Below are 13,238 nucleotides of genomic sequence, written 5' to 3' on the forward strand. Positions count from 1 at the left end.
GGACGCTTAGCTCAGCTGGGAGAGCGCCTGCCTTGCAAGCAGGAGGTCAGGAGTTCGATCCCGTCAGCGTCCACCACTTGAGAATGACGCGGGGTGGAGCAGTCCGGTAGCTCGTCGGGCTCATAACCCGAAGGTCGCAGGTTCAAATCCTGCCCCCGCAACCAAATGAAATTCGGAGCGATCCGAGCAACACTGCTGCGGAGCTGTGGTGTAGAGGCCTAACATGCCTGCCTGTCACGCAGGAGAACGCGGGTTCGAATCCCGTCAGCTCCGCCACCTATTTGGCTCGGTAGCTCAGTTGGTAGAGCAGAGGACTGAAAATCCTCGTGTCGGCGGTTCGATTCCGTCCCGAGCCACCATGAGACAAATCGAATACGCCGGTGTAGCTCAATTGGTAGAGCAACTGACTTGTAATCAGTAGGTTGGGGGTTCAAGTCCTCTCGCCGGCACCATCGTGGAGGATTAGCGAAGTGGCCAAACGCAGCAGACTGTAAATCTGTTCTCTTACGAGTTCGGTGGTTCGAATCCATCATCCTCCACCAGTTCCCTTAGGGGCATAGTTTAAAGGTAGAACAGCGGTCTCCAAAACCGTTAGTGTGGGTTCAATTCCTGCTGCCCCTGCCAGTTGCCTTGTATGGCGGTTGTGGCGAAGTGGTTAACGCATCGGATTGTGATTCCGACATTCGAGGGTTCAATTCCCTTCAACCGCCCCATCTTTTGATACTGGGGATTAGCCAAGCGGTAAGGCAACGGACTTTGACTCCGTCATGCCTAGGTTCGAATCCTAGATCCCCAGCCATTTTGCGGAAGTGGCTCAGCGGTAGAGCATCGCCTTGCCAAGGCGAGGGTCGCGGGTTCGATTCCCGTCTTCCGCTCCATTTTTATTTGGCGCCATAGCCAAGTGGTAAGGCAGAGCTCTGCAAAAGCTTTACCCCCAGTTCGAATCTGGGTGGCGCCTCCATTTATCCTTGTGTGCCCTTAGCTCAGCTGGATAGAGCGTTTGACTACGAATCAAAAGGTCAGGAGTTCGAATCTCTTAGGGCACGCCATTTTCTTTAAAAGCTGGTGTGGCGGAATGGCAGACGCGGCGGACTCAAAATCCGCTTCCGGCAACGGAGTGGGGGTTCAAGTCCCTTCACCAGCACCATAATTAAACAACGACGTTCCTTGGGATAATATAACCAAGGAACTTTTTTATTGCTTAAAGCTGTAAACATTCGCTCATGGCATGAGCGGAAGTGATTTTCGTGCTGAAATCCAGGTGAGCATAAATGTTAGCGGTAGTTGAGAAATCGCTATGTCCCAGCCATTCTTGGATCTCTTTCATGCTCACACCATTAGCTAGAAGAAGACTGGCGCAACTATGCTGCAGATCATGAAAACGAATGCGTCGCAATTGATGTCTTTCAAGCACAAATGGAGAATACTGTGTGATATAGCCTGGCTTGATTCGTTGCCCCAGCTTGTCCAGATAAATATAGTCGGTGCATTATGAATCTCTATACAGGTGTCGCTCTTGTTCTTGCTGTTCCTTTAGCCGCAACAGGAGTTCTTCAAATGCTGTTACCAGCGGAAGGGAACGATGGCTTGACTTGTTTTTGGTACGATCTTTTTCCACGGTCACGTACTTTCCTTCGATGGATAATTCAATGACCGTATGTTGATGCTAGACTGAAAATGGACACGGAGAATCGAGAGTGTGAAAATAAAACTCAAATCGACTCGAGGTGTCCGAAATGGGTAAACCGTACGACAAGGAATTCAAACTGCAAACGGTCCGGATGATTCAGGACGAAGGTAAGCCGGTGGCACAGGTCGACCGAGAGCTGGGGATCAGCGACAACACCCTGTACCGTTGGATGGCGGAATACAAGCAGAGCGGACAGCAGGCTTTCCCCGGAAGCGGACAGCTTAAGCCGGAGGATAAAGCGATACGTGACCTTCAGAAACGAATTCGCGATCTGGAAGAGGAGAACGAAATCCTAAAAAAGGCCATGCACTACTTCGCAAAAGACCGGCGCTGATTTATCCATTCATCCACAGACACCGCTTGCAGTTCCGTGTCGCGAAGATGTGCTCCCTGTTCGGCGTTTCCAGAAGCGGTTATTACGAATGGACGAAACGCAAGGAAAGCAATCGCAGCAAACGTCGTAAGCAACACCCGATTTCCCGAGCACATAGCTAGCGACAGACGACAGTTTGATGTTGGCTCCTTCGAGCACTTTTTGAATGCGGTTGACTTCCCGGGCTCGCTCGTCGATCAGGCTGCGCCGGTATCGTATCAGTTCACGAAGTTCCCGCTGGTCGCGGTTCGGGATGAAACTGCCTTGCAGCAAACCGTGACGCAGCAGATTGGCGATCCACTCAGCATCCTTGACATCGGTCTTGCGTCCAGGAACGTTCTTAATGTTCTTGGCGTTGACGACAAGGATCTGAATATCCTCAAGCTACAGCAAGTTGTAAATGGGCTTCCAGAACGATGCGGTGCTTTCCATCGCGACATGGGTGCACCCGTTGTTTTTGATCCAATCGACCAGCAGGATCAGGTCGTCGGTCATGGTGGAAAAGGTCCGGATTTCTTTGATTTCCGGAGTGATCACGCAGGCCACCACGTTCTTCTTGTGAACGTCCAGCCCGCACACGTGCGTATAAACGACGTCCATACAGTAGAAACTCCTTGCGGCGGTAAAGATTAAGGGCTGGTGCAGCAACCGTCGAACGATTATTCTATCCTGCGTGCTCCCGAAAGGGGCAACAATCTGTGGTGCACCTGGTCGTTGGGGCTCTGTCTAACTCGCGGGCTCGAAAGCACCATAGTTCCACGACCTCCCTCGCCAGCCGCAAGGCCATTATATCGCCCGTTCCTTATTTTCATCATCTGATGGTGCCGTGCAACGGCATGGGAGTCTAAATAGGAAGTATGGATGGAAAATTCAAACAATCACCTAAGAATGTTTCTAAAGAAAAACTGCCGATAGAAGCGTTCCAGTTTTGGAACGTTTCTATCGGCGAGTTGTTGAGGGCCAGGAAAAGGGGCATTGCTCGTCTTTATCGTTGTGAAGGGAGATAATCGAGTGGAATTTGTTCGTACCCAATGGTCATTTAACAGCATTTGCAAATAGGCGTTGAAAAATGAAGCCATTATCCCCCAAACGAGGGGCTGTAATTACTTACCTTGAGTGATCGAGCAATCCACCTGCCTGCGATTTGTATTTGCTAACTATGGTCGTAGCCACTCAAGTCGCCGACTTCCGCCAGGAATCCCGCCACGGTGACGAGGCCGATGCACAAGTCTCCATACGGCATAAAATGCCCCCGCCATTCACTCATCGGATTCACCTCCTCTGGGCTGGGAGGAGCGGGAACCGCATCTTGGAAGAGACGGTAATTGGAAATCAAACGCAATTCATATCCTGTAGCTGTCTTTCGACGACAAATCACGGAGGTCCTTGCTAACTTGGAAAGATCTCGTTCAAGGATATGTGCTGTCCATACACGATTTTCTACTCTTGTAAGAAGATCGGCGATGGTTCCATGATAAACAGTTTTCCCTTGATCCAAGATAGCCGACAGCTCGCTTCAATATCTGCTACGATATGAGTAGATAATAAAATAATTCGTTCCTGCCCCAAATCCTCCAATAACTCACGAAATCGTATCCGCTCCTCCGGGCCCGGTTGTCGGCTCGTCTACAACTAAGACCTTGGGATCGCCAATTAGCGCTTGCGCAATACCAATCCGTTGCTTCATTCTGCCGGAATACGTTTTAAGTTTTCTTTTTGCTTGATGCTGTAAATTCACTTATTTCTAAAAGACATCAACCGCCGCGCGGCACTCCTTCATATATTTCATTCCTTTTAAAATAGCCACGTAATGAAGAAATTCTTCACCGGTCAGTTTATCGTAAAACCTTAATGATTGGGGTAAGTAGCCCAGACACTGACGAATGTTATGATCTTCTTTGTCTAATAAGGGCCTATCTGCACTTTACCGCTGGTCGGCGGTATTATGGTTGCCAGAATTTGCATAATTATGCTTTTACCGTCTCCATTCGGACCGAACAACCCTAACATCCCGGGGCTGATCGACAGATCGACTTCGTTTAATGCTTGTTTTTCTCCATCGTAAATCTTGCTTAAAGCTTGAATTTGAATATTCATGCCCCTCACCCCCTAAAACTTGATTTATGGATTATGATGGCCATGCTCTCGAAAGGTTTGGTCAGAAACAATTTTTTGAGGCTTCTACTTCATTTAACTTCAATGAAATTCCAATACACGAAAAAGATACAAAACAAGGCTTATGACTGTAACAGATTATAAGCCAGAATCAGAGTCGTATTCATTGCGCTATGAATAGCAGGCTGATCAATATGAAACTTGCGCCGAAGTACTGGAAGCTGTTTCAAGAACCGTGCTGCCGCTCTTTATCGCAACTATAGTCAATACTCTATACGTATGACCGGAAGTCACATAGTACTCCTCTTCTATGCTATGTTGACCTTTGCCTGTAAAAGATTCGCTCCACGACTTCACAGTTGTCCAACTACTGCCATTTAGACGCTGTAATTCGATGGTCAGAGTCGAGTTATAATTCCCCGTATAAAATACAAAACCACTGGCTACTGCCTTACCCAAAGTTCCAATCGATATAGACGCACCTACGAGAGACACATATTCATAAAACGGGGTGACAACTTCCGACTCAACTCGTTTTGAATCATTGCTGGCTTGTACAATAGCGCTTGTACTGGATGTGAGCATTATGACTGCTGCAAACGTAATGACAGATTTCTTTATTCGCATTTCCGTACCTCCATATATTTATAGTCAATAATAAAAGACGGCCGAAACATCATTTTGTAACACCTAAAGGAAACTTATTTAATCAGCGTGACGCTCTGCGCCATTTCTATCATTTCCTCTTTGCTTAAGTCTGTTGAACTCCCTAAAATCAAGAACAAATGAGCTTCATCCTTCCATACGACTGTCATCACATCTTTTTTATGAACAAAAAGCCCATCATGTCCATGAAGCGTCAAACGAGATACCTCATCCGCTCCTTCTGTGTCCACATTAATGCCGCTATTTCTATTATTTTGCTGAAACATGATAAAACCCTGGCTTTCATTCTCGTATTCAATCGATTTTATGTTCTGATTACTTGATACACCTGTGATATGATACCCTTCTGGCACTTTAGTAGGTACGTAGGCATTATTCCACTCAATTTGAAGATGAACTGGAAGCTGGTTCATCTCTTCTTCGAGCCGTATTGTTGTATATTCTTTTTCTATTTGAATATACAGATTCAATAATTTGACCCTAAACGCTTCTACACTTAAAAATGTTGTTAACAGAAGTATTAAAAACACTGGAGTAAAAATGGCAATTTTCCGAAAACGTTTATGAAATAAACGCTTTGCAACTCTCTTGAAATTGAACAACGTAAAATGAAAATTTAATCGCCTTATGAATCTTTGCTTTTCTTTCGCTGACGGAAGATAAAAAGACTCTTTGCTTAGCTCCTCATTTTCTTCTATTAGTTTTTTTCCCTCCAACTCGGCGAACCGGGTCATAAGCAATTTAATTTTTATATCCTCGTATTCTTCTTGCAGAGCCTTTTGATTCATCAGATTATTCGTCTCTGACATGATCATTTTCTCCTTTAGATATCATTTGAAATGCTCGGCGTTTGGCCCGCGCCACATATTGTCGAACATGCTGTGCTGGAATGCCTAACAACCCTGCGATTTCCTTGTCAGTCAAATCCATGTTATATTTAAAATATAATAAGTTTCGATCTCTCTCCGAGAGTTGAAACAAAGCTTGCTCTAAAGATTCAAATTCCTCCTGAAGCATATAATTTTCTTCGGTTGCAGCCTGCAAGTCTGGAATTTGATCAGCAATATCGTTGGCAGCTCCTGAATAAGCATGTCGAGTACGCCGCGTTTGCATGCGGATGTAATCTAAGCAAATATGTTTCATTGTATAAATGATATAAGACGTCATTTTGTAACTACTTAGCGAACGTAAAAGAGAAATTTTCGGAATCAATTTAACAAATGCATCTTGAATCAGGTCATCGATTACTCCGTAATCCTTGATTATGCTATATGCTCTCTGTTTCATCAAAGGATAATATTGCTGATATAAGTTCAACATGAACTTCTTATCATCATCATCTTCTATGATAGAAAGGAATATAAGATTCAATTTACTCCCCCTCCAAGCATTCGCCTGTGATACGACTACTCAGCGTAACTCATATCCTGTAAAATATCGCAGAAAATACAATACTTACCAAATTCATCGGAATGATTGAGCGTTAAGTTTAGCTTTAACGAAAATAACTTTTATCTCATGAATACCGTATGCTTACCGATCTCCATTGCAATAAAAAAAGAGGGCCTGTCAACAATCGTTGGCCGACCACTCCACAATGTTAGTTTCAATGAGAGGTGCGGTACGATATTTCACACAATATTATCGTGCGTCACACCGGTCTCAGTCTGCGGGAAAAACAGCTCCGGGCTTCACGCAAGCAAAGTGCTCGGCCCCTATCGGGAGGCTCAATTGCAAGCGGTAGCTTAATTCATCCACAGCTTAGCAACTCGTATTCGATTTATCACTTATGCACATGTTGATCTTTGACAAACGAAGCACGGATAGGCCGGGAGTAATTATCACCATTAGGGCATCGCCCCCGTTTAGGAGCTTGCCTGGCCTCCACCCCTTGAGAGGTAGAACGAAGGAATGTAAGGGCATCGACCCAGGGGGATATGGGAGGGTTAACCGCAAGGGTTCATGTGGAGATCCATATGCGACCATACGGCTTTTTAAAGCGAGGTGACCACCACCTCTATTCCCGCCAACAGGACTATCCCAAATATTCACTCTTATTCAAATCCTATCCAATTGAGCTTTGGATGTCAAAGATGAAATCATGCGAAACAGCGAGAAAAACGAAGAAAACGTTATTTTATTGAGGGAGGGGGACATCCAGATTGAAGAATAAGTCTATTTCAATGTTTTGTTATTGCTAATAATTTGCGTGCTCACTACCAGTTCTCTGGCACAGGCTAAAGCTGATTCCACCACCACTGAGCCGGAATTTATAGTTCCATTCTATGACTACGTTTCCCTTGTGGGAGCATCAATATCGATGGAGAGCTTGGGTAAAGCAGTGGCAAGTGGTTTTGTCTACTATTCGGGAAACTATAACTCGACACTTACCATTGAATTGCAACGTTCCAACGGAAGCGGATGGACGGCAGTGAAATCGTGGAGTAAGTCATTTTCGGGTAGAGGCCAGCATTGTACTATGTAACGTCCGGCTACACATATAGAGTGTTGACCACTGTCACAATAAATGACGGAAGAAAGGTTTTAGAAACCGTCACAAGCACATCGTCACAGGTTAAATATTAATAGTTCAACTACTTCTTAGAAAAATGAGGGTGTAATGGTCAATATCAACAAGAAAAAATAAGTATGATGCTTGTAATACTTGTCATCTTTGTAGTACTTGGAGCATATTTGTATACCTTCTCACGAAAAATAGACATAGCGTATCCTGCGGTTCAATATCGAATAAATGAACCATCAAGCACTCATATAACATCGATTAAATTTGTCATCTGATGATTTGATTTCTTGAAGTCATAAATGTAATGGACGATTTATGAACATCCCATGTTGGCGCCTATGCGGGAGAAGGTACGGTCGTTGATACTTAATTCAGTTGGGACAGGTTGCCGATGAATAAAAAAAGCAGTTCCAATAATCGTTGGAGCTGCTTCTTTATTTTAGGCCGTTTTCACAAGCCATGTTGCTTGCAGTTATAAATTAAGTAAAGATGTCTTTACAAAAATAAATTTGCATGCTATACTTCAGGTAAAGATATCTTTACATTTTAGGCGGTGAAAAGAAATGCCTGTTAGAAACAACATTAAACGTATTAGGAAGGAAAGAGGTATTAAACAATTACAGTTGGCAGAGGACTTACAAGTCACACGTCAAACTCTTACGGCCATAGAAAACAACAAGTATAACCCAAGTCTTGAGCTTTCTCTAAAAATTGTTAAGTACTTCAATCTTCCGATACATGAAATTTTTATATTAGAAGAGGAGGAAAAAGAATGCAAAAGAATATGGGAAAGTGGAATTTGACTTTTAGAGCAATTAGTATACTGGCTGGTGCAGTGCTTGGGTTAACACTTGTTTACATCATCCAAGAAGGGGTCAATTTGAGTGTTTTACTTGGGGCTTTAACTGCCACAATTATTTTAATCGTTATCAATGTAATTAAAGTTCGGATGCAAAATGATACAATCCCTGATACAGATGAAAGAACAGTTAAGAATGTGTTAAAGTTTTTCGTATTTTCATCACATATATTGTTAGGGATACTCTTTATCGCACTTAGCATGATCAGTTTCATGGGTGTGAAGCTTGTTCCAATTAGTTACCTATGGATAATAATTATTGGCTATTTATTGATTATGGGCATTGGGGCATTCATTGTAAGCCGTAGATAATTAGGTTGGGAAACGACCTCATACAAAGAGAGCCCTGCAAAAGTCACCCTAATATCTGTAAAAACGAACCCAGTGCCGCGTAGGTACTGGGTTTATTGTATAATTAAAAGAAAACGAAAGAGATGTGAACCATTGCGAACCATTGCTGCACTCTGCTAACAAATGACGGCGTCATTCCATGCCGAATTATACAATCTTATTCCCGAAAACCATCAACTGCGCAAAATTCATTCTTCTTACTGTGAGTACTATGGGAGACCGGCTAACGAGCCGGAACTCCTGTTTCGCTTGCTGTTTTTGCAGGTTCTCTATAACTTTTTGATGATCCTGCGAGATGCCGCTAAGCGCTTATTCCGAGTCGTGGTAAAGAAGCATCCGAAGCTCGAAAAGAAACTTCCGCGGCTACCGAAACTGAAGAAAGATCAAGAAGATGCGGAGAAAATCATGCTTCATTACTTGGCTGAGCTTGGAGAGACGGTTGAGACGCTGTTACCTGACCACGAGGGTTCCATCTCGGAGAAAGTTCTGATTTTGCCAAAGACATCGTGGAGGATGAACGTTCCCTTGCTAACAAAGGAATAATGTCAGCTATTGATCCGGATGCTCGTTTTGGGTGGAAGAGCAATACGAAATCATTTTTTGGCTACAAAGAACATTACGCTATGTCGGAGGAATCATTACAGCCGTAGAGGTTAAGGGTGCTCGGATGACGGCAAACAATTCAAAGCACTCTTAACCCAATCCATAGCAGCAGGAATTGAAATCGTTGAGATCATTGCGGATACAGCGTATTCGGGTAAAGATAACTTGGCTGAGATGAAATCCAAGGAGATTCAACCCGTCGTCCCGCTAAATCCAGTCGTACATAACGGGGGACAAAAGCAAGAGGGCTTTGAGTATAACAAGGACGCGGATTTTGTGATTTGTCCTGCAGGTGAACACAGCATTCGCAAAGCCATACAAGGGAGTAAGAAGAGCGGTGGGAGCCGATCGCTTGTGTTCTACTTCGATACCGAGAAGTGTAAGTCTTGTCCGCTCAGGGATGGTTGCTTGAAACCGGGGGCGAAGAGCAAGACCTATTCAATCCGGATTATAGCAGAGCATTATAAGGAACACATCGACTTTGAGAACAGCGATACATTCAAAGCACGTATCCGCCGCCGGCCGATCATTGAGCATAAGAATGCCGAACTGAAAAGGTATCATGGAATGACCCGGGCCAAATACCGAGGTTTATTTCGTATGCGCATGCAAGCCGTACTTACCGCTTTCGTAGTTAATGCGAAGCGAATGGTAAAGCTGATAGAACAAATGCAGCCCGCCTCCTAAGGGAGAACGGACTGCATTTTTTTGTTTTACCTCAATTTTTCGAGATGGAATTCCTCACATATTATACCCACAACCAAAAACATGGTGTTTTGCAGGGCTCTCATACAAAGGGGTCATTTTTTAGTAGGAGATATCTATATATGGAGAACAAACTTAATCAACTGGAAGAATTGGTGGGAAAACAAACTGCCATCATTTCTGAATTGAAATCCTAGAAAGCACAGTTGTTTTTGACAACTAATGCTCAATTTTGTAGCGACGATTTTATGTAAATATGCAGAAAAAGTTATTAATATGCATCGAGCTTGACATGGAGCCTCTACAGGCATGATTCACTGCGAAGGGCGAAGCAACAGGCCTCGCAGAGGCTACTTAGCCTATCATGCCTATCTCTCCATGTAAAGCCAGTTACGTTTTTGCTGCATAAACAATTGCTACAAAACTAAGCACTTCTATTTTGCGGTTAACACGCATTCAACGGTTGGTGGAGGATACGGTCGTCTTGACCGAAACCTACGCCAAGATTCGCGAAGCCAAGGTAGCGGAATACGGGTTTTGAAGAAAAAGCCCCGATACCGGGGCTTTTTCTTGCGGAGTAAACATAGATTGACCTGAATCACACGTTTTATAATGAAAAACGGTATACGCAAACATTGAGAATAATGGAAGAATCCATAATGATGTTGACTTCCATGATAGAAAACGACCTCCCCACTATGACCTCACATCCCTTTTCAGCTTTCGGTTAATGAGTAACTCGATGCTTAAAAGTCCGCTCTTGTATTTAGTAATATTTTATGCACCTGAGCAAGCGAATGCAAATGCGCCACCGCACAAAAAATCACACGTAACTCCTGCAACTGGATTCACCAAATGCCATATTCCACAATAGCTGATACAAGCAAAAAGCCCTGTAAGACTGCAGGCAAAGGATCGGCCGTTGAACTCAAAGTCAAACGGAGTAATGAAACCGGAGTTATTGCCAGTGGAATGAAAAATCAGGCTGATCTCTTGGTCAGTATCTATATGCGTAACTGTTATATCCAACACTTTTGCGGCTTCCAAGTCAACCCAAGCTGCCAATGCAATATATTCCTCATTTTCTTTATTGAGAAAAACATTATAGTTCACAGCTACATAGTCGTAGGTGTGATTATCAAGCTCAACATTCTTAAAACCTTTATACATGGCCGCTCCATCGATTGAAGTATAATCACTAAACTCATACTGCTGTAATGCTACATTATGGGCAGCCATTTGGTCATTTACTACTTGGTCAACAATGGCTTGTTCTTTGATTGTGAGGGAATCCACAATATTTACTCCGTTTGCTTCCAATTCAGTTCTTACCTGATCTAATGTCGCCTCGCCTCCGGATGAGCATTGACAGTCAGGAGTTGCCTCTTGTGCGCTGGTCGTAGGTACAATTAATACAAAAGAGAGCATTGCAACCAAAAACATTTTCACGAATTTCATGTTCTGTTACCTCCACATTCACATAATTTTAGTTGTTTTTCAAACGTGCTTGAGATAAAGAACATCGCTAGATTTTCATTTTAAACACGCACATCTGTTACATAGATCATCTCCTTATCATCTGAATTTAATTGAAGTAACCTCTTTATGAATGCCGTATGCAATGTTGTTTATGCTGTCTATAAAAATGACGTTTGAACTGAGTAAATGTAACAGCTTGCCATAAAATATTTAATTATAACGAAAATTAAGTTTGTCTATTATTGTTTGTGCGCGCATGAATATTGGGCAGGTTCTTGTTCCTTTGCTCGGCATACGCAATGCTCTGCTCCACAAAGCTCAACACTTCTTCTGTGATGGGATACAAACCCGACTCCTCAGCCGGAAGTTTGCGAACCTCCCAAAATTTGTCCGCCAGATCCTGATTTCCGCCAAAGGTTTCGTTAGACAATTGAATTAATTGGTTGGCGATCTCCAACCCTTGACTTGACTGCGGAGCAATAGAATTGTCGAGACACCATTCGATGCGACGAAGAAGAGAGACGTACTGCTGTGTCATTCGGTCGCTGCTCTCCAGAGCCGGAAGGGATTTCTGGAGGAAAGCCAGCTCATCTTCATGAAAGTAATCTTTCCACCTTTTAGGGACGGATTGTGCTTGCTTGACCAGACTGGACACACGTTCCCAAGACAAAGACCCCTCCAGATCGATCATATTGATGAGAGAGGCCGTATTGGCAATACTGGTCTGCAGAGAGATTAGTTGTTCTTGAAGATAATTGTGATGGGCAATCAACACTTCCCGATATGAAACTTTATTCAGCATTTGTGCAATTTCCTCTAGCGGTAACGCTAAAGATTTGAGCAGCGAGATTTTCTCAAGAGTAAACAAGTCCTCTTCGGAATAATAACGCCTTCCATGCTCGTCCTTCTCACTCGGACACAGCAATCCAATCTGATCGTAATACCGCAAAGTTCGGACTGATATATTTCGCTGTCTGGATATTTGTCCGGTTGTCCATCTGCGCACGTTTATCCTCCTGACAAATAAGGCTTGCAAGTGACGTTACGTAACCAAATATACTATTAAATTATATCACAATATCACTGGAGGATCAGAAATGCAGAGAGAAGAACAATGGAAGCAAAGGGATGGGTGGACTTGGCGTGAGTTCGTAGCTTTGTTGATACTCGAATTCGGATTCGTTATCTTCGTTGTCAAGCACGGAGTGCAGTCGTTATATGAAAAATGGTTCGTTTCCTCCTTGTATGCGGGGACATTGACCGGACTAACGATTGCGATTGTGCTGTTGACGGGATTATATGTGATTGCTCTTCGCCCCCGCAGACAATCCTGGAAGGAGGTAGGGCTGCGGAGTTTTCCCGCCAAAGACGGATGGCGCATTGTCAGTTGGTTTCTGATACTTACTGCGCTCAGCATAGCGGCAGTCGTCATTACGGGCTACTTCGGAAATACGGTTGAAAATAGTAAAACAGAGGCGTTGAAAGAGCAGGTTACCTGGTTCACAGTTTTGCTTGGTGTTCTATCCGCGGGATTCGTCTCTCCTGTATATGAAGAAATTTTTTATCGCGGCTTTATGTATCGGTGGCTGCGGACACGTACAGGCATTGTGTGGGGAATCGTAATTAGCTCTCTGATCTTTACTGCTGCACACTACCCTACCTTGAATGCCATGCCGGTGAATTTTATTAGCGGCGTCATTTTTGCGTGGGCCTATGAACGGACAGGCTCGGTTATTCCGGGAATGATTGTGCATGGTATGTTTAATACAATTGCCGTATTATTGACAGCATTCGGCTAATTATGCAACAGGACAAATATATTTTCGCTTCGAGCGGAATGTCAACGTCTCTTGTCCGATGTGACATGACCTCA

Annotated in this window: 12 protein-coding genes, 13 tRNA genes and 3 pseudogenes; 19 read left to right on the forward strand and 9 right to left on the reverse strand. The window is 43.8% G+C overall.

Translation table 11 applies throughout. The features are described 5' to 3' along the window. From PACILC2_RS08785 to PACILC2_RS08845, 13 genes are all read left to right on the forward strand, one after another. A tRNA-Ala gene (locus PACILC2_RS08785) sits at positions 1–76 on the forward strand. An 11-nt stretch (positions 77–87) separates the two neighbouring features. After that, positions 88–164, forward strand: a tRNA-Met gene (locus tag PACILC2_RS08790). Positions 165–199: 35 nt separating this feature from the next. Beyond that, a tRNA-Asp gene (locus tag PACILC2_RS08795) sits at positions 200–276 on the forward strand. Positions 277–283: 7 nt separating this feature from the next. After that, positions 284–359 (forward strand) — tRNA-Phe (locus PACILC2_RS08800). 17 nt (positions 360–376) lie between these two features. Beyond that, positions 377–452, forward strand: a tRNA-Thr gene (locus PACILC2_RS08805). Between the two features lie 4 nt (positions 453–456). Continuing rightward, positions 457–542 (forward strand) — tRNA-Tyr (locus PACILC2_RS08810). Between the two features lie 8 nt (positions 543–550). Further along, positions 551–624: transfer RNA gene (locus PACILC2_RS08815), tRNA-Trp, on the forward strand. A gap of 13 nt (positions 625–637) precedes the next feature. Continuing rightward, positions 638–713 (forward strand) — tRNA-His (locus tag PACILC2_RS08820). Between the two features lie 11 nt (positions 714–724). Continuing rightward, positions 725–799 (forward strand) — tRNA-Gln (locus tag PACILC2_RS08825). A 4-nt stretch (positions 800–803) separates the two neighbouring features. Next, positions 804–878, forward strand: a tRNA-Gly gene (locus PACILC2_RS08830). Between the two features lie 9 nt (positions 879–887). Then, positions 888–961 (forward strand) — tRNA-Cys (locus PACILC2_RS08835). Between the two features lie 11 nt (positions 962–972). Beyond that, positions 973–1,049 (forward strand) — tRNA-Arg (locus PACILC2_RS08840). Between the two features lie 12 nt (positions 1,050–1,061). After that, positions 1,062–1,147, forward strand: a tRNA-Leu gene (locus PACILC2_RS08845). 54 nt (positions 1,148–1,201) lie between these two features. Here the strand turns inward: PACILC2_RS08845 and PACILC2_RS26630 are convergent. After that, entirely contained in the window at positions 1,202–1,477 is a 276-nt protein-coding gene (locus PACILC2_RS26630) for a tyrosine-type recombinase/integrase (RefSeq protein WP_307860467.1), read from the reverse strand. 259 nt (positions 1,478–1,736) lie between these two features. Here PACILC2_RS26630 and PACILC2_RS08855 point away from each other — a divergent pair, with 259 nt between their 5' ends. Beyond that, entirely contained in the window at positions 1,737–2,024 is a 288-nt protein-coding gene (locus PACILC2_RS08855; RefSeq protein WP_213528580.1) for a transposase, read from the forward strand. 129 nt (positions 2,025–2,153) lie between these two features. Here the strand turns inward: PACILC2_RS08855 and PACILC2_RS08860 are convergent. The 6 genes and pseudogenes from PACILC2_RS08860 to PACILC2_RS08885 all read right to left on the reverse strand — a co-directional run. Beyond that, positions 2,154–2,663 (reverse strand): annotated as a pseudogene (locus PACILC2_RS08860) (IS110 family transposase); the annotation flags it as partial. A 982-nt stretch (positions 2,664–3,645) separates the two neighbouring features. Further along, positions 3,646–3,801, reverse strand: a complete 156-nt coding sequence (locus PACILC2_RS29275) for an ATP-binding cassette domain-containing protein (protein WP_213528581.1) — start codon at positions 3,799–3,801, stop codon at positions 3,646–3,648. Positions 3,802–3,965: 164 nt separating this feature from the next. Next, positions 3,966–4,160 (reverse strand): ATP-binding cassette domain-containing protein, encoded by a 195-nt coding sequence (locus PACILC2_RS08870; RefSeq protein ID WP_213528582.1) that lies wholly within the window; start codon positions 4,158–4,160, stop codon positions 3,966–3,968. Positions 4,161–4,367: 207 nt separating this feature from the next. Further along, entirely contained in the window at positions 4,368–4,805 is a 438-nt protein-coding gene (locus tag PACILC2_RS08875; RefSeq protein ID WP_213528584.1) for a hypothetical protein, read from the reverse strand. Positions 4,806–4,879: 74 nt separating this feature from the next. Then, positions 4,880–5,653, reverse strand: coding sequence for a DUF4367 domain-containing protein (locus PACILC2_RS08880; protein WP_213528585.1), 774 nt, complete (start codon positions 5,651–5,653; stop codon positions 4,880–4,882). Next, complete coding sequence (locus PACILC2_RS08885) at positions 5,637–6,215, reverse strand: RNA polymerase sigma factor (RefSeq protein ID WP_213528586.1); 579 nt, start codon at positions 6,213–6,215, stop codon at positions 5,637–5,639. Before PACILC2_RS08885 ends, PACILC2_RS08880 begins: the two co-directional genes overlap by 17 nt. A gap of 1,716 nt (positions 6,216–7,931) precedes the next feature. On the opposite strand from PACILC2_RS08885, the gene PACILC2_RS08890 reads away from it, so the two are divergent. The 4 genes and pseudogenes from PACILC2_RS08890 to PACILC2_RS26640 all read left to right on the forward strand — a co-directional run. Continuing rightward, positions 7,932–8,171: a helix-turn-helix transcriptional regulator gene (locus PACILC2_RS08890; RefSeq protein WP_213528587.1), complete on the forward strand. Its 240-nt coding sequence runs from the start codon at positions 7,932–7,934 to the stop codon at positions 8,169–8,171. Next, positions 8,141–8,539, forward strand: a complete 399-nt coding sequence (locus PACILC2_RS08895) for a hypothetical protein (RefSeq protein WP_213528588.1) — start codon at positions 8,141–8,143, stop codon at positions 8,537–8,539. Before PACILC2_RS08890 ends, PACILC2_RS08895 begins: the two co-directional genes overlap by 31 nt. A 162-nt stretch (positions 8,540–8,701) precedes the next feature. Further along, positions 8,702–9,868: pseudogene (locus PACILC2_RS08900) on the forward strand (transposase). Between the two features lie 463 nt (positions 9,869–10,331). Beyond that, positions 10,332–10,427: pseudogene (locus PACILC2_RS26640) on the forward strand (FMN reductase); the annotation flags it as partial. A gap of 236 nt (positions 10,428–10,663) precedes the next feature. On the opposite strand, the gene PACILC2_RS08905 reads toward PACILC2_RS26640, so the two are convergent. Next, positions 10,664–11,344, reverse strand: a complete 681-nt coding sequence (locus PACILC2_RS08905) for a putative immunity/bacteriocin fusion bifunctional protein (RefSeq protein WP_213528589.1) — start codon at positions 11,342–11,344, stop codon at positions 10,664–10,666. 247 nt (positions 11,345–11,591) lie between these two features. After that, positions 11,592–12,371 (reverse strand): MerR family transcriptional regulator, encoded by a 780-nt coding sequence (locus PACILC2_RS08910; protein WP_213528590.1) that lies wholly within the window; start codon positions 12,369–12,371, stop codon positions 11,592–11,594. Between the two features lie 91 nt (positions 12,372–12,462). Here PACILC2_RS08910 and PACILC2_RS08915 point away from each other — a divergent pair, with 91 nt between their 5' ends. Further along, entirely contained in the window at positions 12,463–13,164 is a 702-nt protein-coding gene (locus tag PACILC2_RS08915; RefSeq protein WP_062495265.1) for a CPBP family intramembrane glutamic endopeptidase, read from the forward strand. The last annotated feature ends 74 nt before the right edge of the window (positions 13,165–13,238 follow it).

Source organism: Paenibacillus cisolokensis (genome assembly GCF_018403665.1).
GTDB classification, from domain to species: Bacteria; Bacillota; Bacilli; order Paenibacillales; family Paenibacillaceae; genus Paenibacillus_AH; species Paenibacillus_AH cisolokensis.